At 61.5% G+C, this 21,600-nt stretch carries 23 protein-coding genes and 2 pseudogenes; 14 read left to right on the forward strand and 11 right to left on the reverse strand.

Annotated features, from left to right (window positions below):
• Positions 1 to 10: 10 nt before the first annotated feature.
• The gene (locus EH165_RS13905; RefSeq protein WP_124800539.1) at positions 11 to 526 is read right to left on the reverse strand and encodes a SigE family RNA polymerase sigma factor; all 516 of its coding nucleotides are present in this window, start codon (positions 524 to 526) and stop codon (positions 11 to 13) included.
• 108 nt (positions 527 to 634) lie between these two features.
• Between EH165_RS13905 and EH165_RS13910 the strand changes: the two genes are divergently transcribed.
• Positions 635 to 1,579: a DMT family transporter gene (locus tag EH165_RS13910; protein WP_124799976.1), complete on the forward strand. Its 945-nt coding sequence runs from the start codon at positions 635 to 637 to the stop codon at positions 1,577 to 1,579.
• Here the strand turns inward: EH165_RS13910 and EH165_RS13915 are convergent.
• Genes EH165_RS13915 through EH165_RS16310 form a run of 3 tightly spaced genes read right to left on the reverse strand, consistent with a single transcriptional unit; the run spans position 1,572 to position 3,156 of the window.
• The gene (locus tag EH165_RS13915; protein WP_124799977.1) at positions 1,572 to 2,540 is read right to left on the reverse strand and encodes an anti-sigma factor; all 969 of its coding nucleotides are present in this window, start codon (positions 2,538 to 2,540) and stop codon (positions 1,572 to 1,574) included. The two genes, EH165_RS13910 and EH165_RS13915, sit on opposite strands and share 8 nt — an antisense overlap.
• A complete protein-coding gene (locus EH165_RS13920; RefSeq protein ID WP_239020597.1) occupies positions 2,537 to 2,971 on the reverse strand; it encodes a sigma-70 family RNA polymerase sigma factor in 435 nt (144 codons plus the stop codon). The genes EH165_RS13915 and EH165_RS13920 overlap by 4 nt, the downstream gene beginning before the upstream one ends.
• Positions 2,941 to 3,156, reverse strand: a complete 216-nt coding sequence (locus EH165_RS16310) for a hypothetical protein (RefSeq protein WP_239020598.1) — start codon at positions 3,154 to 3,156, stop codon at positions 2,941 to 2,943. The genes EH165_RS13920 and EH165_RS16310 overlap by 31 nt, the downstream gene beginning before the upstream one ends.
• A 501-nt stretch (positions 3,157 to 3,657) precedes the next feature.
• On the opposite strand from EH165_RS16310, the gene EH165_RS13925 reads away from it, so the two are divergent.
• From EH165_RS13925 to EH165_RS13945, 6 genes and pseudogenes are all read left to right on the forward strand, one after another.
• Positions 3,658 to 5,274 carry a molybdopterin-dependent oxidoreductase gene (locus tag EH165_RS13925; RefSeq protein ID WP_124799978.1) on the forward strand — a complete coding sequence of 539 codons (1,617 nt, stop codon included), beginning with the start codon at positions 3,658 to 3,660 and terminating at the stop codon, positions 5,272 to 5,274.
• A 152-nt stretch (positions 5,275 to 5,426) separates the two neighbouring features.
• Positions 5,427 to 6,110: pseudogene (locus tag EH165_RS16925) on the forward strand (fasciclin domain-containing protein); the annotation flags it as partial.
• Positions 6,111 to 6,125: 15 nt separating this feature from the next.
• A pseudogene (locus EH165_RS16930) lies at positions 6,126 to 6,686 on the forward strand (fasciclin domain-containing protein); the annotation flags it as partial.
• Between the two features lie 220 nt (positions 6,687 to 6,906).
• Positions 6,907 to 8,187 carry an NAD(P)/FAD-dependent oxidoreductase gene (locus tag EH165_RS13935; RefSeq protein WP_239020599.1) on the forward strand — a complete coding sequence of 427 codons (1,281 nt, stop codon included), beginning with the start codon at positions 6,907 to 6,909 and terminating at the stop codon, positions 8,185 to 8,187.
• Between the two features lie 4 nt (positions 8,188 to 8,191).
• Positions 8,192 to 9,040 (forward strand): DUF1365 domain-containing protein, encoded by an 849-nt coding sequence (locus EH165_RS13940; protein WP_124799979.1) that lies wholly within the window; start codon positions 8,192 to 8,194, stop codon positions 9,038 to 9,040.
• Positions 9,037 to 9,792, forward strand: a complete 756-nt coding sequence (locus EH165_RS13945) for an SDR family NAD(P)-dependent oxidoreductase (RefSeq protein WP_124799980.1) — start codon at positions 9,037 to 9,039, stop codon at positions 9,790 to 9,792. Before EH165_RS13940 ends, EH165_RS13945 begins: the two co-directional genes overlap by 4 nt.
• A 33-nt stretch (positions 9,793 to 9,825) precedes the next feature.
• Here EH165_RS13945 and EH165_RS15525 read toward each other — a convergent pair whose 3' ends face one another.
• A complete protein-coding gene (locus EH165_RS15525) occupies positions 9,826 to 9,990 on the reverse strand; it encodes a hypothetical protein (RefSeq protein ID WP_164479249.1) in 165 nt (54 codons plus the stop codon).
• A 270-nt stretch (positions 9,991 to 10,260) separates the two neighbouring features.
• On the opposite strand from EH165_RS15525, the gene EH165_RS13950 reads away from it, so the two are divergent.
• The 4 genes from EH165_RS13950 to EH165_RS13965 all read left to right on the forward strand — a co-directional run bounded on the left by EH165_RS13950 (position 10,261) and on the right by EH165_RS13965 (position 13,427).
• The gene (locus EH165_RS13950; RefSeq protein ID WP_124799981.1) at positions 10,261 to 11,073 is read left to right on the forward strand and encodes a DUF4397 domain-containing protein; all 813 of its coding nucleotides are present in this window, start codon (positions 10,261 to 10,263) and stop codon (positions 11,071 to 11,073) included.
• 74 nt (positions 11,074 to 11,147) lie between these two features.
• Positions 11,148 to 11,933 carry a class F sortase gene (locus tag EH165_RS13955; protein WP_124799982.1) on the forward strand — a complete coding sequence of 262 codons (786 nt, stop codon included), beginning with the start codon at positions 11,148 to 11,150 and terminating at the stop codon, positions 11,931 to 11,933.
• A 14-nt stretch (positions 11,934 to 11,947) separates the two neighbouring features.
• Positions 11,948 to 12,523: an RNA polymerase sigma factor gene (locus EH165_RS13960; protein ID WP_239020600.1), complete on the forward strand. Its 576-nt coding sequence runs from the start codon at positions 11,948 to 11,950 to the stop codon at positions 12,521 to 12,523.
• Positions 12,510 to 13,427: an anti-sigma factor gene (locus EH165_RS13965; protein ID WP_124799983.1), complete on the forward strand. Its 918-nt coding sequence runs from the start codon at positions 12,510 to 12,512 to the stop codon at positions 13,425 to 13,427. The genes EH165_RS13960 and EH165_RS13965 overlap by 14 nt, the downstream gene beginning before the upstream one ends.
• Before the next feature lie 28 nt (positions 13,428 to 13,455).
• Here EH165_RS13965 and EH165_RS13970 read toward each other — a convergent pair whose 3' ends face one another.
• From EH165_RS13970 to EH165_RS13980, 3 genes are all read right to left on the reverse strand, one after another.
• The gene (locus EH165_RS13970) at positions 13,456 to 14,613 is read right to left on the reverse strand and encodes an aminotransferase class I/II-fold pyridoxal phosphate-dependent enzyme (protein ID WP_124799984.1); all 1,158 of its coding nucleotides are present in this window, start codon (positions 14,611 to 14,613) and stop codon (positions 13,456 to 13,458) included.
• A 44-nt stretch (positions 14,614 to 14,657) separates the two neighbouring features.
• The gene (gene purD, locus EH165_RS13975; RefSeq protein WP_124799985.1) at positions 14,658 to 15,911 is read right to left on the reverse strand and encodes a phosphoribosylamine--glycine ligase; all 1,254 of its coding nucleotides are present in this window, start codon (positions 15,909 to 15,911) and stop codon (positions 14,658 to 14,660) included.
• A 215-nt stretch (positions 15,912 to 16,126) separates the two neighbouring features.
• Positions 16,127 to 17,416, reverse strand: a complete 1,290-nt coding sequence (locus tag EH165_RS13980; protein ID WP_124799986.1) for an adenylosuccinate synthase — start codon at positions 17,414 to 17,416, stop codon at positions 16,127 to 16,129.
• 147 nt (positions 17,417 to 17,563) lie between these two features.
• Between EH165_RS13980 and EH165_RS13985 the strand changes: the two genes are divergently transcribed.
• Entirely contained in the window at positions 17,564 to 18,268 is a 705-nt protein-coding gene (locus EH165_RS13985; protein WP_124799987.1) for a hypothetical protein, read from the forward strand.
• Between the two features lie 91 nt (positions 18,269 to 18,359).
• On the opposite strand, the gene EH165_RS13990 is transcribed toward EH165_RS13985, so the two are convergent.
• The 3 genes from EH165_RS13990 to EH165_RS14000 all read right to left on the reverse strand — a co-directional run bounded on the left by EH165_RS13990 (position 18,360) and on the right by EH165_RS14000 (position 19,425).
• On the reverse strand, positions 18,360 to 18,767 hold the full coding sequence (locus EH165_RS13990; protein WP_124799988.1) for a DUF3151 domain-containing protein: 408 nt from the start codon (positions 18,765 to 18,767) through the stop codon (positions 18,360 to 18,362).
• Between the two features lie 71 nt (positions 18,768 to 18,838).
• Complete coding sequence (locus EH165_RS13995) at positions 18,839 to 19,126, reverse strand: hypothetical protein (RefSeq protein ID WP_124799989.1); 288 nt, start codon at positions 19,124 to 19,126, stop codon at positions 18,839 to 18,841.
• A complete protein-coding gene (locus EH165_RS14000; protein WP_124799990.1) occupies positions 19,126 to 19,425 on the reverse strand; it encodes a WXG100 family type VII secretion target in 300 nt (99 codons plus the stop codon). The genes EH165_RS13995 and EH165_RS14000 overlap by 1 nt, the downstream gene beginning before the upstream one ends.
• 327 nt (positions 19,426 to 19,752) lie before the next feature.
• On the opposite strand from EH165_RS14000, the gene EH165_RS14005 reads away from it, so the two are divergent.
• Both EH165_RS14005 and EH165_RS14010 read left to right on the forward strand, forming a co-directional pair.
• Positions 19,753 to 20,367 (forward strand): DUF47 domain-containing protein, encoded by a 615-nt coding sequence (locus EH165_RS14005; protein ID WP_124799991.1) that lies wholly within the window; start codon positions 19,753 to 19,755, stop codon positions 20,365 to 20,367.
• A 9-nt stretch (positions 20,368 to 20,376) separates the two neighbouring features.
• Positions 20,377 to 21,363, forward strand: coding sequence for an inorganic phosphate transporter (locus EH165_RS14010; protein ID WP_124799992.1), 987 nt, complete (start codon positions 20,377 to 20,379; stop codon positions 21,361 to 21,363).
• Positions 21,364 to 21,600: the final 237 nt, after the last annotated feature.

Raw genomic sequence — 21,600 nt, forward strand, 5'->3', positions numbered from 1 at the left:
CCATCGCTCGTCATGCCGCGGTACCTCCTGCCTGGCTCGTCATCGCCGCGCGCATGGCGGTCAGTCCGCGCGCCGTTTGCGACTTCACATTTCCTTCTGAACACCTCAATGTCGACGCCGTTTGCGCCACGTCAAGCCCCTCGAAATATCGCAATACCAACACCGCACGCTGCCCGGGCGGGACCACCGCCAGCGCTTTCTCCACTGCCTCCCGCTCCACCACCATTGAGGCGATATCTGCGGCCGCAGTATCAGCCGATTCGGGAAGTATCTCCACTGTGCGCTCTCTGCGCCACGGGCGACGCGACTCGTCAATAGAAGTCCTGACCAGGCAAGCTCGCACATACGCATCAAGCGCGGCGCGCTCCCGAATTCGCTCCCACGCACCATAAAGCTTCACAAAGGCGACTTGTGTGAGGTCGTCCGCCTTATGCCAATCACCACACAACAAGAACGCTGTACGTCGCACGTGGTCCCTGCGGGCGGCAAAGTAGGAAGCAAAATCGGACTCGTCCTGCGCTTTCACCTGCTGGAACCCTCCGTGTCGATGTGTTGACGGAGCAAGAACCCGTTGGGGTTGCACCAGTGCACAGTATTTACAGGTTCATCCGCTGATTCTGGCAGCATCAGCACAGTGCCAGCCCCCTCGAAAACACCCGGACCCGTCGCCGAGCCAGCCCGATCACGTCAGTCACTCTGGGCGCTTGTCGCATTGCTATCGGTGGCTGCCGCATGGGGCTCGTCCTTCCCACTGACCAAGGACCTACTGGAACGGATGAGCGCCGTGGACTTCCTGGCGGTCCGCTTCACCCTAGCGACAGTGGTCATGTTCGCGGTATTTTCGCCGGCGGTACGGCGGCTCTCACGCGCGAGCGTGAAGAAGGGACTGGTGTTGGGCGCGCTGTACGGCATCGCCCAAGTGATCCAAACCAGCGGACTAGCGATGACGTCGGCGAGCGTATCCGGTTTCATTACCGGTATGTACGTGGTTCTCACCCCGATCTGCGCGGCGGTATTACTCAAAAAACGCATCACCGGGCGATGGTGGGTGGGCGCGGTAATGGCCATGATCGGGCTTGCGGTAATGGCGTTGAACGGGTTTTCCGTAGGACTCGGCGAAGGCATTACATTGCTGGCGGCCCTCTTGTTTGCGTTGCACATCGTGGGGCTCTCACACTGGTCCACTGGCTCAGAGGCCCTCGGCCTCGCGGTCGTACAGATCGCCGCTACGGCCGCCATAAGCGTCATTTGTGCAGGGCCGGGCGGCATTAGCCTGCCCACCAGCGGTTTCGATTGGGCAGCGATCGTCTATATGGCCATCGTGTCCGGTGCGCTAGCGATGATTTTGCAATCTTGGGCGCAAGCACACCTACCCGCTTCGCGCGCGGCGATCGCGATGGCCACCGAACCCGTGTGGGCGGCGGCCTTGGCTATTACCTTTCTGCACGAACCTCTGACGGCCCGTATTGGGCTAGGTGGCGCCCTGATGCTCGCAGCCATGCTGGTTGTCGAAGTGCCACCTCGACAGTCCAGAGCAGGCTCCGCGGTGGTCCCTCCTCAGCGAAAAAGCGCTACGTAACCGGGATTTTCACGACCGCGTCAGACGTGGGCAGTGCAGATCCGCCGGTTGGTTCGACTGTCACACCCAGCACATCGCCGACTCCAACCGGAACCACTACGACTGGCATTGTGCCATCGGAATCCGGCACCATCGTGTCGACCGATCGCGGGTTGTTGTCTGTAATCACCCACAGTTGGTACGTCTTGTCCGCCGTGAGCGCTCCGACTTTGCTCAACCGAATAATTGCGCCTCCACACGAGCTGGAGAACTGCACGTCCGCTGCTGCTGCCGCCTTGGAGCCATCGGTGGCCACGAGAGCATGCGTGTCACGAGCAACGCCGACACAGCTTGCCATGGCGGCCTCGGGATTCTCGTCCGAGGTTCCTCGGAATATCGAGAAGCCCCCAATAGCAACAACAATCACCGCCGCGGCGGCAAGCAGTCGACCGGTAAATCGACGTCTCGTGCTGATATCGGTGACCGAGGCAAGACCCGGGGCCGCCTTACCGCTCAGCGAGCCGGCTGCCGGATGCGTGGCGATTTGCTCTTCGGCAGATCGCTGTTCGGCGGATCGTTGTTCGGCGGGTTCGTCCACTCCGGCAACCGGCGCATAGCGGGAATCCGAAGCCGCGGCTTCCCGAGCATTCCCGGAATCTGGCGGAAGACTCGACACCGACCGGAGAGATCCAGCTCGAGTGGAGGAGGAGCCCGCAGCGGGCGACTGGGCCTGCGGCGCACCGACCTCCGGTGGCAGCTGCCGGGTCACCGCAAGCAGCGCCATGACTGATCCACGCATGGTGACAGGAGGCGCTTGCGCAACAGCCGCGCCGAGTCGAGCAGCGGTCTCACGGAAACCACGCAATTCCGCAGTGCACATCTCGCAATTGACTAAATGGCTGTCGAGCTCAGCATGCTCGTGCTCATCCAACGCATCCAAAGCCGCTCCACCAATGGCGAGCGACGGATCATGGACCATCATGCTGGCACCCCCAAACAGTCACGTAGACGAATAAGTCCGTCGCGCAGCCGGGTCTTCACTGTTCCCAACGGCGCTTTCAGAGCTGTAGCGACCTCCGCCTGCGTATAGCCGGAGTAGTAGGCGAGGTTGATCGACTCCCGCTGAAGCTCGGTCAGCCCCTCCAGACACTTGCGTACCTGGTGACGCTCGAACGAGCTTTCTACTGCATCTGCCACAACATCGACGTCGCGCTCCACTGTATTCACGGCATATTTTTGATCGCGGTCGCTCGCAGATTGAGCCGAGCGCACCCGGTCAACAGAGCGGGCGTGCGCAATCGTCATGATCCACGACAGCGCGGAGCCGCGGCTCGCGTCGAAGCGGCTCGCTCGCCGCCATATTTCCAACATGACTTCCTGACCTACTTCTTCGGCCTGGGAAGGGTCCCGCACAATCCGGCGGGCCAACCCAAACACACGGGGGACATCAGGTCGTATAGGCGGCCGAAGGCGGGCTGATCACCGAGGGCAATCAATGCCATCAGATCCTCGGCCCTCTCCGATGTTTCGGATAGGTAGAGGGAAGTCGCGCTCGGGTTGTCCGCGCCGGCGTTTGAGCCTGGCCATTCGTTGGTCACCCGACCATCATTCCGTCTTCACTGCCCTGAGCGCCACCAGGTACCCACATTCGGGTCTGTTGCCACCTTCCAGCCTGTACGTAAGAGATGTTCGTTCTTTGTACTCGACAGGTATTCGGAGGTACGGAGGCGCCGGATGGGTCGCGTTTGGCAGCAAACGTCGGATGGGCAGCGATCGCAGGTGCCCGCACCGGCCCGCGCAGTCTTGCCACCCCCATGGAGGAAAAGTGTTCCCCATGCAGAAGAATCCCGCAGATAGAACGACGAGCGTCAAAGGACACAAATGGAAAGACACCGTCTATATCGCAGACCCACCGGTGTGCCTCGAAGGCGGTTACCTCTCCAGAGCAGAGCGTCGGAATCTAGCCCGCGACCGTGATCTAAGGGCAATACTGTTGCGCCGCAGGGCTTTAGGTCGCATTGTGTGCGCCCTTCGAGGAGGCAACGAGAAAAAAATTGAAATGGGACCCATCCGCTGAACGGGGGCCCCGAATGACCCACATGACCATCCCGACGCAAGCACAGCCCACTGCGGAAGCAGCCAGCGGCGCACCAAGCAGGATCGGCCGCATCGCGGCAGCCCTCGTGGGGCTCGCAGTTGTCGCCGCAGCAGTGGGGCTTGCCGAGTTGGTGGCAGCGATTGGCTCCTACTTCAACGCGGTCACCTCGGCGACCTCAGCCTCCCCGCTCAACGGGCTCGGGGCAACGTTCATCCAGTTCACGCCCGAGTGGCTTAAACAATTCGCCATCGCCCAGTTCGGCACCAACGACAAAGTGGCATTGCGCGTGGGGATGGGGATTACTCTCATCATCCTGGCGGCCGTTATCGGTGTGATCGCACGATCGAAGCCGTTGATTGCACAAGCATTGTTCGTTGTGTTGGGCGTAGTAACCGTCATTGCAATTCTGACGAGGACCGGAGCCGGCCCTGCGGACGCAATCCCCACCATCCTGGGTATCGCTGCGGGCGTCGTTCTTTTGCGCAAGGTTCTCTCCCCCGATAAAGATGCCACAGTCGCTGCAGACACCGGGCCCAACCGTCGGCGCTTCGTTCAGCTTGCTACCGGCAGTGCGGGCCTGGCAGTTGCCTCCGGCGTGCTCTCGAGGGTGATTCCGACCTCCGCTGCGGCAGAGGCTTCCAGGAAATCGGCAGCAGCTGAAACGGCCAGCATCGGGGGCGCCAGTCTCGACAAAATGAAAGCCCTTCCTGCTGGATACCAACTCGACAATGCTGGGGTCGTCAGCTTTGTCACCCCCAACACAGATTTTTACCGTATCGACACCGCGATCACCGTTCCCCGGCTGGATGCCAACACGTGGGAACTCAAAATCACCGGAATGGTCGAGAACCCCATCACCATCACCTACAAAGACCTGCTGGACCGTCCGCTGATTGAGCGGATGATCACGTTAACGTGCGTCTCCAACGAAATTGGTGGAGAACTTGTTGGCAACGCGAAATGGCAGGGTGCCCGGCTTGCTGACATTTTGGCTGAAGCAAAGCCTATGGCAGGAGCCGACATGGTGATGTCACGTAGTAGCGATGGCATGGAAATCGGTTCGCCCCTAGCCGTCCTCCTCGAAAAGGACCGTGACGCAATTCTTGCTGTCACTATGAACGACGAAGTGCTTCCCTTCGAACACGGTTTCCCGGTTCGGATGGTTGTCCCAGGCCTCTACGGTTATGTTTCAGCCACCAAATGGGTCGTCGAGCTCGAAGTCACCAAGTACTCCGACCAAAAGGCTTACTGGACAAACCGCGGCTGGGGCGAAATGGGTCCCATCAAAACTGCGAACCGCATTGATACCCCGAAATCTTTCCAAAAACTTCCGGCCGGCAAGTTCGCCATCGGCGGCATCGCCTGGCACCAGCACCTGGGAATCTCCAAGGTAGAGGTCCAGATCGATGGCGGAGAGTGGATGGAAGCCAAAATTTCCACCGAAGTCACCATCGATACGTGGCGCCAATGGTCTTACGTCTGGGACGCCACTCCAGGACAGCACACGATTAAGAGTCGGGCTACCGATTCGAAAGGTGAAGTCCAGACCGAATCCGTCGCCGGGGTTCTCCCCGATGGCGCCACGGGCTACGACTCCCGATTCGTGACTGTCACCTAAAACTTTCGACAATTCCCGCCGGCCATCCGGCTCCACAGAACTTTTGAGCGCCAGCGCCCCTGGCGCCCAGACTTCTGCGGCCTTGACCAGTCCCATCCCCCTTCACCCCGGTAACACGGCCCAAATTGGGCCCCACGAAAGGAAACACCCCCATGTCAACGAAATTCCTGACTCGCGGAATTGTCGCCGCAGTCGCAGGCACGCTGCTGGCGCTGACCGCCGCATGCGGTAGCTCCGACTCCACGGCCGCCAGCTCCAGCATGACCTCGGCTACCTCTGCCGCGTCCTCCAGCGCTGCAGCTGCCCCCAGCTCCTCCGCCGAGATGACCACCAGTGCAGCAATGGCCGGCGGCGGAATGGTCGGCGCCGGATGCGCCGCTTACGCCGCCGCAAACCCCAGTGGCGCTGGCTCCGTCGACGGCATGGCCGCTGACCCAGTCGCTGTCGCCGCTGGCAACAACCCCATCCTGACCACCCTGACCGCCGCTGTCTCCGGCAAGCTCAACCCCAAGGTCGACCTGGTCAACACCCTCAACGGCGCAGAATTCACTGTCTTCGCACCCGTCGACGATGCTTTCGCCAAGATCGACAAGGCCACCATCGAAACCCTGAAGACCGATGACGCGCTGCTCAGCAAGATCCTGACCTACCACGTGGTGCCCGGCCAGATCGCACCCGACGCCATCGTCGGAACCCACACCACCGTCGAAGGCCAGGACCTCACGGTCACCGGATCCGGCGACAACCTCAAGATCAACGGCGAATCAGCCGTCATCTGTGGTGGAGTCAAGACCAAGAACGCCACCGTGTACCTGATCGACACCGTTCTGATGCCGCCAGCAGCTGACGCCGCAACCCCTGCAGCATCTGCAGACATGACCACCTCGATGGCCGCAGCACCCATGGACAACGCCTCCGGCCTCGTCGGAACTGGCTGTGCCGCATACGCTTCTGCAAACCCGAGTGGCGCTGGCTCCGTTGACGGCATGGCCGCTGACCCGGTCGCCGTCGCTGCTGGCAACAACCCGATCCTCAAGACCCTGACCGCCGCTGTGTCCGGCAAGCTCAACCCCAAGGTCGACCTGGTCAACACCCTCAACGGCGGCGAGTTCACCGTCTTCGCCCCCGTCGATGACGCTTTCGGCAAGATCGATCCCGCGACCATCGAAACCCTGAAGACCGATGACGCGCTGCTCAGCAAGATCCTGACCTACCACGTCATCCCCGGCCAGATCGCTGCTGACGCAATCGTTGGAACCCACACCACCGTCGAAGGCCAGGACCTCGTTGTCACCGGCACCCCCGACAAGCTGATGGTCAACGGACAGTCCGCCGTCATCTGTGGTGGAGTCAAGACCAAGAACGCCACCGTGTACCTGATCGACACCGTTTTGATGCCCCCGGCTGCCTAATTTTTTCAGCTGGAACTGGCTTTAAGACTCTGAATTAAACTTCCCGGCCCCGACTGAGACTCTCAGTCGGGGCCGGGTTTTGTTTATGGTGAGCACGGCGCATGCGGCCCATCCGCCGGGCTCGCCGCCGCGAATCACCTGCACTTATTTCTCGCCCTACACATTCGCTTCGATCTCGCAGTCCGGATTGAATGCCATAGTCTCGCAGTCAGGATCGAAGATGCCCAAACATTCGCTGGAAAAAGCCCGGCCCCGAGTTGCCGTCATCGGTGCTGGTGTCGCAGGCCTGACCGCCGCGTACCTGTTGCAGCGCGCCAACGACGTGACCCTGTATGAACAAGACAGCCGGCTGGGTGGCCACGCGCATACGCATGACCTCGTCGACGGCTCGGGTGACGCCGTATCGGTGGACAGCGGCTTTATCGTGCACAACAACCGGACTTACCCACACCTGCTGCGCCTCTTTGCCGAATTAGGAGTTGCCACTCAGGAGTCGGAAATGTCCATGAGCGTTTCCTGCGCAGGCTGCGGGCTGGAATACGCTGGCGCACGGGGTATCTCGGGGCTCTTCGCCTACCCAGGGATAGTGGGCAACACGCGTTACTTGCGAATGCTGTTAGAGGTCAAGACGTTTCACCGACAAGCCCACAAAGTTCTCGCGGGCACCGGCCGCGATATCACCCTTGGCGAGTTCCTTGCCGCGGGCAACTTTTCAACCTACTTCACCCAGCACTTCATCCTGCCTGTCGTCGCATGCGTGTGGAGCTGCGGCCACGAAAGCGCGCGACAATACCCGGCCCGCTATCTCTTTCGGTTTCTGGATCATCATGGCCTGCTTTCCGTCACCGGTTCCCCCGCATGGAAAACGGTGACCGGGGGTTCCCGCACCTACGTCGAGCTGGCGGTGAAAAACCTCACGGCCGCACACACCTCCGCGAGGGTTAAGGCGGTGAGCCGCGTTACCGACGGCGTCGAGATCCGCACCGAGGCAGGCGATGTCGCAGTCTTCGAGAGTGCGGTGATCGCCACTCACCCGCACCAGGCTCTAGCGATGCTGGCCGCACCCACCGTCGCCGAAACCGAAGTGCTGGGTGCCATTGAATACACGCCGAGCACCACCGTGCTGCACACCGATGCATCGATCCTGCCGCAGCACCCGAAGGCGCGTGCCTCGTGGAACTATCGGATGGACTCCTGCGCGGGCGGCGACGACAAAGTTCACGTCACGTACGACATGACCCGCCTGCAGCGACTAGATTCTCAGACGCCTTACCTGGTAACGCTGAACTCCGATGAGTTGATGACCGCGGAGTCCAAAATCGCCACCATGCACTACGAACATCCGCTGTACACACCGAGTTCGGTTGCCGCACAGGGGCGGTTACCGGAGCTCAGCCGCGACGGCTTGGTATTTGCCGGCGCGTACCACGGTTGGGGCTTCCACGAAGACGGCTGCGCGTCCGGGGTTCGGGCCGCCGAAGCACTCGGCAGTGCGTGGTGACACGATGAGCCTCGTGGAATCCGCACCTCGTTCGCCACTTGCCGCGCTACAGCCCGGAGCGTTTGGCCTATACGACTGCGTCATCACCCACGGCCGACGTGCCGTAATCGAACACCGCTTTGCCCACAAGAGCCCCTTGTGGGTGCTGGACGTTGACCATATTCCCCTGCTGCCCAGGCCCTTTCGGTTCGTCGGCCGATTCGATGTAGCAGACCACTGGACCACAACCACGCCGTCGCTGCGGGCCGGGGTCGAAGTCTTCCTCCAGTCCCACGGAGTGACAGAAGCACCCGCGCAGATTTTGCTCCTCACCGGCGCCCGTTCAGGTGGGCATTGCTTTAACCCGCTCTCGGTGTATTGGTGCTACGACTCGCTGGGACAGCAGACGCACATCGTTGCCGAGGTTCATAACACCTATGGGGGCCGTCATGCCTACTTACTCGCCCCCGACGAAGCTGGCCGGGCCGATGTCACCAAAGACTTCTATGTTTCCCCGTTTTTCAGTCCCGACGGTCGCTATCGAATGCGGATTTCTCCGCCCGGGGAAAAGGTAGATGTGGTGATAGCGCTGGAGCAGGGCGGCGAGGTTCCGTTCACCGCGGCATTGCACGGCACTCGTGCGAGAGCATCCCGCTGGACTCTGATCAGGCGCCCGTTGGCTCAGCTCCGTGTTACCGCTCTGATCAGGATCCAGGGAATTTTGCTGTGGAAGCGGGGGGTGAAGGTTCAACCTCGCACCGGTAGCCCAGAGGTCGATCTCGCCGTCGCTGGCAACTTGCGGCTCATTTCTGGCAACGGTGTCGATATCGCTTCTGACACCGCAGCGACCTTGGTGCAGGAAGGCCCGCAATGACGAAGTTCTCCCTGACCGGTGCGCGGGTGTGGGTCACCGGAGCATCGTCCGGGATCGGCGCCGCGCTCGCTAACGAGCTCACAGATCGCGGTGCGCTTGTCGCGATTTCCGCGCGGCGCACGACGGAGCTTGAAGCCGTTTCCGCCGGACGAATGGCAGTCGTACCAGTAGATGTCAGTGATACTGCTGCGGTGGCTCAAGCCGCAGTGAAAGTTCGAGAGGCGTTGGGCGGTATCGATCTAGTGATCCTCAACGCCGGAACCTGGCAGCAAATGAAACTCGACACACTCGACGCCGCCGCGTTTGCTCGTCATCTCGACGTCAATGTCATGGGCACCGTCAACACCCTGGCAGCTGTGATGCCCGAGATGCTGGCGGCCAGATCCGGCACGGTGGCAATAGTTGCTTCCGTGTCCGGGTTTCGCGGGCTTCCTGGCGGAATGGCCTACGCCGCATCCAAAGCCGCTCTCATCAACCTTGCCGAGACGGTGCGCGCAGAGGCAATTGGACGACGAGTGCGAGTGGTCACCATCAACCCCGGCTTCGTCCGAACCCCGATGACCGCGGAAAATAAGTTCCCGATGCCGTTTCTGGTGGACGTAGATGACGCGGCACGCACTATCGCCGACGGCCTGGCTACACGGAAGCAGGAAATTATCTTTCCGCTGCCGATGGCAATAGTGATGAAAACCGCCCGCTTGCTTCCGGTACGGGTATGGACCTTGATTTCGCGTCGACTCGCGGGTAAGTAGATCCGTCCGCGAGCAGTACGGGGTCAGTAGCCGTCAGGCCCTGACCTTGCTGCTCTTCTTGCCGACCAGCGCGACGGTCAGGAACACCACTGCCCCTACGATCCCTAGCCAGAATACGCTCTTGATCAGGAACCCGATAACGCCGAAAGCGATCCAAGCGGCGGCAATAAGCAGCAGAATTTTGGCGAAGGTGCTCATAATGGGTTCACTTCTCCTGAGGTTGATACGTTGTGGCGCAGCGCATGTGAGGAAAATAAGCGCCGATCTCGAGTGCGCGGCTGCGCCCCGACTGCCCATAACGGTGCCAGGTTCGATGCACCGCCGCATCCGGCGTCGACCCTGAATTTCTGGTGCGGGGTAACCCTGACCTTTCGGGTGAATCTCAGATCCTTGCATCCGATCGCAGCCCCGACCCGGTAACTATCCACAGCACCATCCCCCACCCCATCCCCCCATTCTGGAGGAACAATGAAGAAGCTTGTTGCTGTCGCCGGGGCCTGCGCCCTCGGACTCGCCACCACTCTGCTCGGCGCGGGAAGCGCCTCGGCCGCTGACACCGGCACTGTCTACGTGGTGCACGGAATTCCTGGCCTACCCGTCGACGTCTACGTTGATGGCGCACGCGCCCTTGACGATTTTGCGCCGCTCACCGTCGCTGGCCCACTTGAACTGCCCTCCGGCGCCCACAAAATTGTGATTGTTGCTGCCGCCGATGCCGACGCTTCAAAGCCGCTTCTGTCCGCGGACGCCACAGTCCCCGCGGGCGGCAACGTGAGCCTTGTCGCGCATCTTGATGCCGATGGCAAGCCCACGGTGACCCCGTTTGTCAATGACGTCAGCGCCGTAGCAGCCGGTCAAGCGCGGCTGGTTGTTCGCCACACCGCCGCAGCCCCCGCTGTGGATGTCCGCGCAGGTGGCAAGGTAGTACTGCCCGGAGTCACCAACCCCCAGCAGGGCGCCCTCGTCGTACCCGCGGGCACTGTCTCCGCTGATGTCGCACTCGCAGGCACCGACACCGTAGCCATCGGCCCGGCTGACCTGAAGCTTGCCGAAGGCACTGCAACCTTCGTTCACGCAGTCGGAAGCGCGGCCGACAAGACCCTCGGCTTGGTCTCGTTCACCGTAACCGGATTGCACTCCAGCCCGGCTGGCGTTCCCGCAGGTAATGGCCCGGCTGACAGCCCGTGGTCCATGATTGTTCTTATCACCATGGTCGCCGCTGGCGGCTTGTTGGTGACCGTTGGCGGTCGTCGTCTGGTGACGTCGACCTCGACCAACTGACCGAGCAGGAGCAACGTCGGGTCCCCCGGCGTTCGGCCCGCTCCCAGGGGCTGATCGCCCTGGGAGCGGGTTTCGTGCTGATAGTGATCGGAATAGTGGGATTCCAACTTCTGCAGCCGAAACCCGCTGGGCAAGAGGTGGTTTCGGAAGGCGCGAGTGCGGCGGCTGCTCTTCAAAGCGGGCCGGCAAGCTCCTCCTTGCGGGCGACTTCTGCGCCGTCCAGCATGCTGGCCGCTGTCTCGCAACCCAGTCCCTCCGATCAGGCCGCGGAACCGACCACCAGCACGGCTGCGTCTGAGACCCCCGCTCCCCCACCTGAATCCGCACCCACACCGGGAACCGCGCCGTCTCTGGCGGCAGAGCCAGCGCCCGCACCGCCCGCAGCTCCTGCTTCTGTGCCGGTGCCTGTGCCTGTGCCCACCGAAATCTCCTTACCGTCACTCGGTGTCAGCGCTCCCGTCGTCTCGGTGGGCGTGGAAGCCGACGGTTTGATGGCGGTACCCGCAAATGTTCAGACGGTTGGTTGGTATCAATTCGGGCCGGCACCCGGAGATGCGGCGGGTTCTGCTGTGATCTCCGGTCATGTCGACGACCGGGTGCAAGGCGAGGGCGTGTTCGCTCGTATTGGCGACCTCGCACCAGGTGACACGATCCAAGTAACAGACGAAACCGGAATGGTGCGAACCTTTTCCGTCATCGCCCGTGAGTCCTGGCCAAAGTCTGAAGTTCCGCTAGACCGGATTTTCGATCGAGGTGGACAACCCCGGTTGGTCCTCATCACCTGTGGCGGAGTCTTCGACCGCAGCAGCCGCAATTACGAAGACAATATTGCGGTCACCGCGGTGCAAGTACCGTCGTGAACTACGCTGGAGCCGTGAGCACTCCCTCTCCTATGGACACAGCGCTGAGCGCTGACCCCCTGTGGGTCAAGAGGTTTCACGACGGCGATCAGCTTGCATTGAAAGAAGCATTCGATCGACACAGCGGAATGGTGATGCGGGTGGCTAGTTTTGCCCTGCATGATTTCCATGACGCTGAAGACGTGGTCCAGCAGATTTTCGTGCGTGCCTGGAAGGGTCGCCTGGGATTCGATCCGGACCGGGGATCAATGGCGGCATGGTTGCTGGGCATCACCCGGCGGCAGCTGGCAGACCGTTTTGCGGCGCTGGATAAGGAGCGTCGCATCCATGCGGCCGCTACCCTTCTCGCCGCCTCGCCACCCGAGGAGAACGACCAGGAGCGGGCGATCGACCGCATGGATGTGGGCAGCGAGCTAGACAGGCTCCCCATACAGCAGCAAACTGCGTTGCGACTCGCTTTTTATGATGGGCTCTCGCACACCGAGATTGCAGATACGACGGGGCTACCGCTGGGAACAGTGAAAAGCCATATTAGACGGGCCTTGGCCACGTTGAAGAAGAGTAGGGAGGTGGACGATGCAACATCTTGATGACGATCAGCTGATAGAGCTTGCTATCGACCAACTCCCGAACACCAGCTACCCCGTCATTCACCAAGCCGCCCTCGACCACCTCACCCAATGCCCCCAGTGCACCGAAGCTCTCGCCGAGTGGGGAACAGCCGTCACCATAGGACGCGCGGCAAGTCTTCACCAAGGCTCCGAGCCTGCTGCTGCCAACGTGTGGGAGGCCATCCTTGCCGACATCGCCGAAGGCGCCTCGCACGCCTTCCCCGATCCCAGCACAGATCACGGCGCAGAACTCCCGCAACAGCGAACTCCGTTAGAGGTCGTTGGGCCACCGCGAGCCACGAAGGATTCCGGAACTACCGAGCGCACCAAAGTCGGGGAGATCCACGCTGGCAACGCAGGAAATGTGGTCGTAGGTCTCACGCCCAAGGCGCTGCCGCGGACCATCGCCCCCGCGCCAAAAGCTGCTCCCGAGCCGCGCAGCAGGTGGGCCGTTCCATTGTTGGCAGCCGCGGCGGCCGCTGTGATCGCCAGCGGCGCAACGTACCTCGCCACCCGTTCGGACTCGGCCACGACCGCGACTGCGCCCAGCACTGTGGAGGCCATTGCCGATCTGAATCCAGTCAAGCAGGACGCAACGCCCGGTTCTCTGGGTACAGCGGATCTTCTGAGTACCCCCGACAGCACCGAAGTGGTCGTAGACGCGGTCGGATTGCCAGCTATCGCTGGCGCCTACGAGGTGTGGCTTTTTGGCGACGATGGCCGGATGGTCTCACTCGGTGTTCTGCACGATGGGCACGGCACATTCACAGTTCCGCAGGGGATAAGCCCCCGGGAGTACAAGGTTCTCGACATCTCCAACGAGCCGGCCGACGGCAATCCCGCACACTCCAAAAATAGCGTCGCCCGCGGCAAGTTCGCTTAACTTTCGGAGCAATTTCACTCACTGGACGCTAACCTGCGGTGCCCGCACCCAGATAGTCCTGCAGAGCGCCTAATGCTTGCTCGATGACCTCCGTCTGCCCAGCGAAACTCAGTCGCATTGTCTTGCGGCCACCCACCGGGTCGAAGTCGACGCCGGGCGCCACTGCCACACCGGTACGGGCCAGCAATTCCGCACACCAGGCCAACGAATCGTTGGTCAGGTGGGAGATGTCTGCATAAACATAAAAGGCTCCGTCCGCCGGTGCTAGCTTGGAAAACCCCAGCGCTGCAAGACCCTCCAGCATCACCGTGCGGTTGCGCGCGTATCGAGCTACGTGGGAATCGCATTCGGCATAGGAGTCGAATGCGGCCACCGCGGCAAACTGCGCAGGCGCCGGCGGACAAATCGTCATGTTGCCCGCCAGGCCCTGGACCGCATCGATCACATCGGCCGGAACGAGCGCCCACCCCACTCGCCAGCCCGTCATCGAAAAGTATTTGGAAAACGAGTTGATGACAAACCCCGATCGGGCCGTCGCCCATGAACAGGAACCACGACCCGCGTACGTAATACCGTGATAGATCTCGTCGGAAATGAGTCGAATACCGTTGCTATCGCAGTAGTGCGCCAAGCTGGCCAACTCTGCGGCAGAGAGCATGGTGCCTGAGGGGTTCGCTGGCGAAGCCACCACTAAGCCGGCGAGGTTGAGGTCTTTAATAGCAGCCACAGTTGGCTGGAAACGATTTTCGACGCCGGTAGGTATCTCCACCACCTCACAACCCAATGCCTGCAGGATATTTCGGTATGCCGGGTAACACGGAATAGCCATTCCCACGCGAGCACCGACATCGAACGCAGCGAGGAATGCCAATAAAAATGCGCCTGACGAGCCAGTGGTCACGACCACTTCGGCGGGGTCCACCGACAGGTCGTACCAATCCCGATAGTGCTTCGCGATCCCTTGGCGCAGCGGAAGAATCCCCGGCGTCTCGGTGTAGCCGAGAAGCTCCTCGTCCAGCGCCCGATGCAAAGCCGACCGGACAGGCTCTGGAGCGGGCGAAGACGGTTGACCGGCTGCCAAGTTGAACACCGGCAGGCCTGCTTCCGCTCGCCTCGTGGCAGCCGCCCACACGGACATTACGTGAAACGGCGGGGTCAACCCCCGGCTGGAAGGTTGGAACGTCATCCGCCAATCCTCTCCTTTTTTCCTGCCCTGCGGGGGCGGGCAACCTACAGAATGACGCGGCCCTGGATGGCTGCCTCACCGATATCAGTCCGGTGCTGTGAGCCGCGCATCGTGATCTGCTTCACCACTTTGTAGGCAGCTTCCCGTGCGGCGCGCAGGTCCTCCCCCGTACCCAGGACTGAGAGCACCCTGCCGCCCGTGGAAATGATGGTGCCTTCACCAGTATCTGCTGTCCCCGCGTGCAGCACATCCGGGTGGTTGGCTCCGTACACCGCGTCGCCGAGAGTCGGCGCCTGCGGGTAGTTCTCGGCAGCGATGACCACGGTGACAGCCGATCCCGCCTTCCACTTCAGCGCGCGATATTCCGAGAGATCCCCGTCCGCAGCAGCCTTCAGCACAGCAGCCAGTGGTGAGGCCAGAAGCTCGAGTACCACTTGGGTTTCGGGATCACCGAAACGGCAGTTGAACTCGATTACCTCGGGGCCACGGGGCGTTAACGCCAGGCCCGCGTACAGCAACCCCACGAACGGGGTGCCACGTGCCGCCATTTCTGCCACCACGGGATTCAACACCTCACGCTGAACCCGTTCAACAAGACCATCAGGCACCCACGGCAGCGGCGCGTAGGCCCCCATCCCGCCGGTGTTGGGCCCTGTATCGTCATCGCCGAGCCGTTTAAAGTCCTGTGCGGGAAGAAGCGGCACCGCGCGTGTTCCGTCACAAATCGCGAACAGGGACACCTCCGGGCCTGACAGAAAGGCCTCAATCAACACGTGGTGGCCGCCCGCCAGTACCGCTTCGGCATGCGCAACCGCGGCCTTTCGGTCCGTAGTAACAACCACGCCTTTGCCCGCAGCGAGTCCGTCGTCCTTCACCACATACGGAGAGCCGCAGGTATCTAACGCTTCGTCGATCTGGGTGGGATGGGAGACACTCACCGACGCGGCGGTGGGCACTCCGGCGGCGACCATCACCTCTTTCGCAAAGGCTTTGGATCCCTCGATCTGAGCCGCTGCGGCGGACGGCCCAAATGTGGCGATGCCAGCGAGCCGAAGCGAATCGGCAGCCCCTGCAACTAGCGGACCCTCCGGTCCCACCACGACCAAGTCCACACTGAGTTCCTTCGCCAGCGCGGTAATGGATTCTGGGCTCGCCATGTCTACCGGATAACTGGTAGCAAGCGATCCGGTACCAGCGTTACCAGGAGCAATGTGAAGATTCGTGACCGCCGGATCCGCGCTTAGCGCGCGCAGCAGCGCATGTTCTCGGGCACCGGATCCAATTACCAAGATTCGCACGATAGGTGACGCTATCCGGGAATGGGGTCTGACGCGCAATTTCAGCGCGACGAGATCACCTGATTGCGACTTCACCCGCTACCCGGAGGCACCGTCGGTCCACACCTGCGAACCTTCCATTTCAGGAGGAAACTCCAGGTGCAGGTGGAGCATCCTCCGAAATATCGCGGCTCTGTCCGCGGACAGGGCCAGCGTGCGGACCGATCGCGCGGTGGTCAGGCGAGAATGTCGTGCAGGACGATCGTCTGCTCCCGGCCGGGGCCCACACCAATGGATGAGATCCGAGCGCCGGAGAGCTCCTCTAGCCTGCGCACATAGTTCTGCGCGTTCATCGGCAAATCCTCGAACGCCCTGCACGCGGTGATGTCCTCGAACCAACCGGGCATCTCCTCATAGATCGGCTCCGCGTGGTGCAGATCGCTCTGGGTCATCGGCATTTCGTCGTGGCGCACCCCATCTACGTCGTACGCCACGCAGATCGGAACAGATTCCAGGGACGATAAGACATCCAGCTTGGTGAGGAAGTAGTCGGTGATTCCGTTGACCCGGCTGGCGTAGCGAGCGATGACGGCATCGAACCACCCACACCGCCGAAGGCGCCCCGTGGTGACACCGATTTCGCCGCCTGTCTTGCGGAGATACTCGCCCCACTCGTCTTCCAACTCCGTAGGGAACGGGCCCGAACCCACCCGCGTCGTATACGCCTTGAGGATGCCCATCACGGCATCGAATCTGGTGGGGCCAAGACCCGATCCCGAGGAGGCACCGCCGGCTGTCGGGTTGGAAGACGTGACAAAGGGATAGGTGCCATGGTCGACGTCGAGCAGCGTGCCCTGGGATCCTTCCAGCAGGATGTGCTCGCCGCGGTCAGCTGCCTGGTTGAGGGCTAGCCTCGTGTCGGCGATCCGGTGCTTAAAGCCTTCTGCTTGGGCCAGTACCTCGTCGGTGATCCGAGCTGGGTCTAGGGCATTGCGGTTGTAGATCTTGACCAACATCTGATTCTTGACATCCAGCGCTGCCTCAATCTTTTGACGCAGAATTGACGGATCCAACAGATCCTGCACACGCACGCCCATCCGGGCGACCTTGTCCTGGTAGGCGGGGCCAATGCCGCGGCCGGTGGTGCCAATCTTGGCGCTGCCGAGATAGCGCTCGGTGACCTTATCGATTGCCACGTGGTACGGCATGATGAGGTGGGCGTCAGCGGAAATCATCAGCCCGCTGGTGTCGACGTTGCGTTCCTCGAGCCCGGCTAGTTCCTTGAGCAGGACACCTGGGTCGATAACGACTCCATTGCCGATAACGTTCTTGCAACCCGGAGTCAAAATGCCGGAGGGAATGAGGTGCAGCGCGAAAGATTGCCCATCCGGCAGCACCACGGTGTGACCAGCGTTGTTGCCTCCTTGGTACCGGACCACCCACTGCACCCTGCCGCCGTAGAGATCGGTGGCTTTACCCTTGCCTTCGTCGCCCCATTGAGCGCCGATCAGCACCATTACCGCCATCAAAGACTCCCATTGCGTTGTCTGCTTAGCTGCCGCAGCCGGGGTTCCGGCGTCAGATGCACTAGTTTTCCGAAGGGGCACTTGTTACGGCCGCGACGGGGTCGGTACCGTCACAAACTGAAAGAGTGCCGCCTGAAAGGGTAGTCGTTGGATCCAATCGTTGTTATTTGCGCACGGCCGGATGAGCAAGACGAAGCCACCGGACCGCCGATTTCACCTGCCCTGAAGAAGATTCGCGCCCATACCGACAACATCCACTTTGTTGGGCGGTTTCCCAATAAGGACATCGACCCACTGCTTGTCGGACGGGTGGTAGTTGTTGGTGAGGAACGACATCTCGCCGCGGTCGCGCTGCGCCTTCTTCGCAAGGAGTTGCTTACCCAAGTGAGTGTCGGTTATGTCGCATTGACCAAAAATCCATTCACCCAGACTTGGCGGCTCCCACTGGGTGCAGCCGGTGTGGATCTGGCCTGTACAGGGCCGAGTTCCGGAATCACGCTGTTGCGCGATGACGTCGGCGGTGTTCTCATCTCTCAGGCCTGGATCGCTCCCATTGACGCTACCGCGTACCTCGACGACTCCCGAGTGCTGTTTGGAAAGGCCAGCAAGCTTATTGTTCGGCCCCACCAAGGACTCGGGTTGGAAATCACTATCGAGCGCGAACGGAAGATCGCCGGAATCTCGTTAGGCCGCAAATCCACCACCAAACTCGGCCGAGCGATTTCGATGGGCGCGAGCGACGGCACGGAGCTGACGGTGATCAGCGATGGTGTTGAACGCCCGCGCCCCATGCAGCGGTGGACCTACTACCGGCACACCGAACAGATGCAGTTCGCTCATCGCCTGACGTAGAACAGCACGCGATTGGCTCAGCTACCGCATCGTGCAGTGCCTTCTCCGCATCCTGCCCGAGCCTGATGCCCGAGCCTGATGCCCACCGAAGTTACGGCAGCATCTGGGCCGGGATGGCCGGATCGGCGTCCAAAAGGAAGGCGCGAATCCGATCGGCCTCGGCAACCTCCTCGATCGATGCTGCGGCTTGACCCAGTGCCGAAAGTGCGCGCAGGAAGGCTTGATTCGGCTCATGGCTCCACGGCACCGGCCCAGCACCTTTCCAACCACTGCGCCGGAGCCTGTCCAGCCCTCGGTGGTAGCCCACCCGGGCGTAGGCGTAGGCCTGAACGTCCTGTCCGGCATCGAGCGCGGCTTCCGCGAGCAGCGCCCAAGCCAGGGAAGACTCGGGATGATCGCGAGCGGCGGATTCGGCGGAAGAACCTGCGGCTAGATCTGCCGCAGCAGGATCTTCTGGAAGATGGACGGGAGGTGGGCCGAGCAGATTAGGACGTGTCATCCCCCTATCCTGCCCGCCCGCCGCCTGCGTCCACTACCCCCGGCTCGCGGTAACAGCCCGCGAACCTGAAATCAGAGACTGAACATCAGGGCAGCCTGTCGGTCGGTCTCCTGGTATCGAAGACCCGCATCCGCCACTGCCGCTGCCAACGCTTGGAGTGCAATTTGTCGATCCGCAGCTGACAGGTCCCACTTGGACTTCAGCAGATAGTAGGCCTGCAGCGTCTCTGCCTTCATGCTGCCCGTGGCGGCGACCGCGGTGTCCAGCTCTGCGAGGTGACCCTCGATCCGCCCCCAGGTCGATACCAGCGCGTCATGAGCGGCCTGCATCCCCGCGTAGTTAACCTTGACGTACGTCATCAGGACACCACCGGCATCTGCTCGCCCAATGCGGCTTCAGACCCGGCGATGTTGTTCCCAGCCATCACAAGCCCCTCGCCGTGGCTCAACAAAGCATCCTTGAGCAACCGGGCACTCGCGAGGTGGGAGTCCATCGCCAAGGCGTACTTCGGAGCCGCCGACGTCGACGTCCACGACACGCGAAGGTCTGCCAAGATCTGGTCCATCTGCGCGATCTCGGAGTTCAACGCCACTCCCGCGTCCGATACGGCGCCCCCTGCGGTTTGTACTTGCTCAGTTGTCAGTTCGAAACCGTCCACGTGTTACCTACCCCCATCGTGTGCTCGGCTGGTCGCCAAGCATCTGGTTCGACTATCCGCCCAGCATCGCCGGAGAGCGGATGACCTGGCTCTATTGGGGAAGAATTCGCGCTTGTGGATAACCACGCGGCCGCACAAGTGAAGCAGCGGCGAACCGGTGGTGTGAAAGTAGCTCGCGGTGTGGTCTAGTGGACCTAATCCAGTGACTTATTCCCCTGCCGTCGGCCGCCCATATTCGTCACGGTAGAAAACACAGTCTCTGCGAGATTGCCTGTAATGCATCGAGTATTGACAACGGTTATCTGACAAAGGGGAACTTGCCAAACCATGTCGAAATTCAAGCCGAAGGACAAATCCTTCTACGCGCTGTTCTCCGCTGCTGCTGAGAACATCGCAGCTGGCGCGCAAACCTTGTCAGGGTTGACAGGCAAAAAGGCTGACCTCGCAAGTGGCGCAGCAAGACTCGCGGAACTTGAGCAGGCGGGCGACCTCATCACCCTAGATCTGTTGCGGATTTTGGGTGCAAGCTTTGTCACCCCGTTTGACCGTTCCGATATTCATCACCTCACGTCCGCGCTTGAAGACGTCATCGATCACATGGAATCAGCTGGCGCGCTGATCCACCTCCTCGATATCGGACAACTCCCGAGTGAGGCCAGCATACTCATCGACATTCTCGTCCAATGCGCTGGCCACACCACGGAGACGATGCCCAAACTGCGCAAGCTCAAGGGCTTGGACAGCTACTGGACCGACATCAAAAAGGCGGAAAAGGATGCCAACGTCGTCCACCGCCAGCTGCTCGTGCGCATCACCAGCGGCGAATTCGACCCACTGCACGCAATGAAGATTCGTGCGGTCGGCTCCGACCTTCTGGCCGCCGTCGATTGCTTCGAAAACGTGGCCGACATCGTTCGCGCCGTCCTCATCAAGGAGTCGTGAGCGGAACCGATGGTGGCTCTCATCACCATCGTCACGCTGGCGATGATCTTCAACTTCACCAACGGGTTTCACGACGCGGCCAACGCGATAGCAACATCGGTCTCCACCCGCGCGCTGACCTTGCCAGTGGCGTTGGGGGTGGCAGCGGTCGGCAACTTGGTCGGGTCGTTCTTCGGCGCTGCGGTGGCCGCAACGGTCGGTAAAGGCATCATCGACCTTCCCGTCGGATCCTCCAGCCTGTTGGTCGTGGGGGCCGCATTGGTGGGGGCCATCACCTGGAACCTGATTACTTGGTGGAAGGGACTGCCGTCATCGTCCTCGCATGCCCTCATCGGCGGAATGGTCGGCGCCGCGCTCGCTGCGGGCGTTTCCGTGATCTGGGGCGGCGTTATCGAGAAGGTGCTGATCCCGATGGTGGTTTCCCCCTTCGCGGGTTTCGCGCTGGCTTACCTGTTCATGCTTGCCATCATGTGGGGTTTCCGACGGGCAAACCCGGCGAAGGTGGGCCGTGGATTCAGGGTGGCTCAGACTGTCTCCGCTACGGCAATGGCTTTTGGCCACGGAATGCAGGACGCAGCTAAAACTATGGGCATTGTCGTGCTCGCACTCGTCGTCGCCGGCAAACACGAGGGACCCGACATCCCGATCTGGGTGTACTTTCTGACCGCTGGCGTACTCGCTGCCGGTACAGCCACCGGCGGCAAACGCATCATGAAGACACTGGGCACCAAGATCATTGAGTTGGACCCACCCCAAGGCTTTGCGGCTGAAGCCACGGCGTCGTCGGTGCTGTACGTAGCCTCGATCGGCTTCGGTGCTCCCGTCTCGACCACCCACGTCATCTCGTCGGCCATCATGGGAGCCGGCGCGACCCGCCGCATGTCCGCGGTGCGGTGGGGAGTGGCTGGGCAGATGATGCAGGCCTGGGTGTCCACATTCCCCGCAGCCGGAATTGTGGGCGCTCTCGCGTACTGGGCCGGTTCGCTCGTCTTCTAGGTTTACAGCCGGGATCACCGCGCACCTACGAGGTTCAGGTCGAGCGTGCCACAACCTTCCCAGCAGGCCAGGCTCCACGGACAAAGCGAAGAGCCCGGAGCGGCGTGCTCCGGGCTCTTCGTGGCTCTCACAACTACGGGCTTCGCAGTACCTAGAGCGTGGGGGTTTTACGCCCTCTGTCCCATGTCGCGCTTGCTTCGGGCTTCGTTACCCGATATGACGAGCGTTACACGAACG

It is taken from the genome of Nakamurella antarctica (assembly GCF_003860405.1).
Classification (GTDB): Bacteria; Actinomycetota; Actinomycetes; order Mycobacteriales; family Nakamurellaceae; genus Nakamurella; species Nakamurella antarctica.

Bases quoted from the DNA above. Each gene is read 5' to 3' on its own strand.
- EH165_RS13950 (WP_124799981.1), top strand. From the start codon at position 10,261: ATGAAGAAGCTTGTTGCTGTCGCCGGGGCCTGCGCCCTCGGACTCGCC.
- EH165_RS15525 (WP_164479249.1), bottom strand. From the start codon at position 9,990: ATGAGCACCTTCGCCAAAATTCTGCTGCTTATTGCCGCCGCTTGGATC.
- EH165_RS13980 (WP_124799986.1), bottom strand. From the start codon at position 17,416: ATGGCGGTAATGGTGCTGATCGGCGCTCAATGGGGCGACGAAGGCAAG.
- EH165_RS13970 (WP_124799984.1), bottom strand. From the start codon at position 14,613: ATGACGTTCCAACCTTCCAGCCGGGGGTTGACCCCGCCGTTTCACGTA.
- EH165_RS13925 (WP_124799978.1), top strand. From the start codon at position 3,658: ATGACCATCCCGACGCAAGCACAGCCCACTGCGGAAGCAGCCAGCGGC.
- EH165_RS13940 (WP_124799979.1), top strand. From the start codon at position 8,192: ATGAGCCTCGTGGAATCCGCACCTCGTTCGCCACTTGCCGCGCTACAG.
- EH165_RS13935 (WP_239020599.1), top strand. From the start codon at position 6,907: ATGCCCAAACATTCGCTGGAAAAAGCCCGGCCCCGAGTTGCCGTCATC.
- EH165_RS13945 (WP_124799980.1), top strand. From the start codon at position 9,037: ATGACGAAGTTCTCCCTGACCGGTGCGCGGGTGTGGGTCACCGGAGCA.
- EH165_RS14010 (WP_124799992.1), top strand. From the start codon at position 20,377: ATGGTGGCTCTCATCACCATCGTCACGCTGGCGATGATCTTCAACTTC.
- EH165_RS13965 (WP_124799983.1), top strand. From the start codon at position 12,510: ATGCAACATCTTGATGACGATCAGCTGATAGAGCTTGCTATCGACCAA.
- EH165_RS14005 (WP_124799991.1), top strand. From the start codon at position 19,753: ATGTCGAAATTCAAGCCGAAGGACAAATCCTTCTACGCGCTGTTCTCC.
- EH165_RS13990 (WP_124799988.1), bottom strand. From the start codon at position 18,767: ATGACACGTCCTAATCTGCTCGGCCCACCTCCCGTCCATCTTCCAGAA.
- EH165_RS13995 (WP_124799989.1), bottom strand. From the start codon at position 19,126: ATGACGTACGTCAAGGTTAACTACGCGGGGATGCAGGCCGCTCATGAC.
- EH165_RS13915 (WP_124799977.1), bottom strand. From the start codon at position 2,540: ATGATGGTCCATGATCCGTCGCTCGCCATTGGTGGAGCGGCTTTGGAT.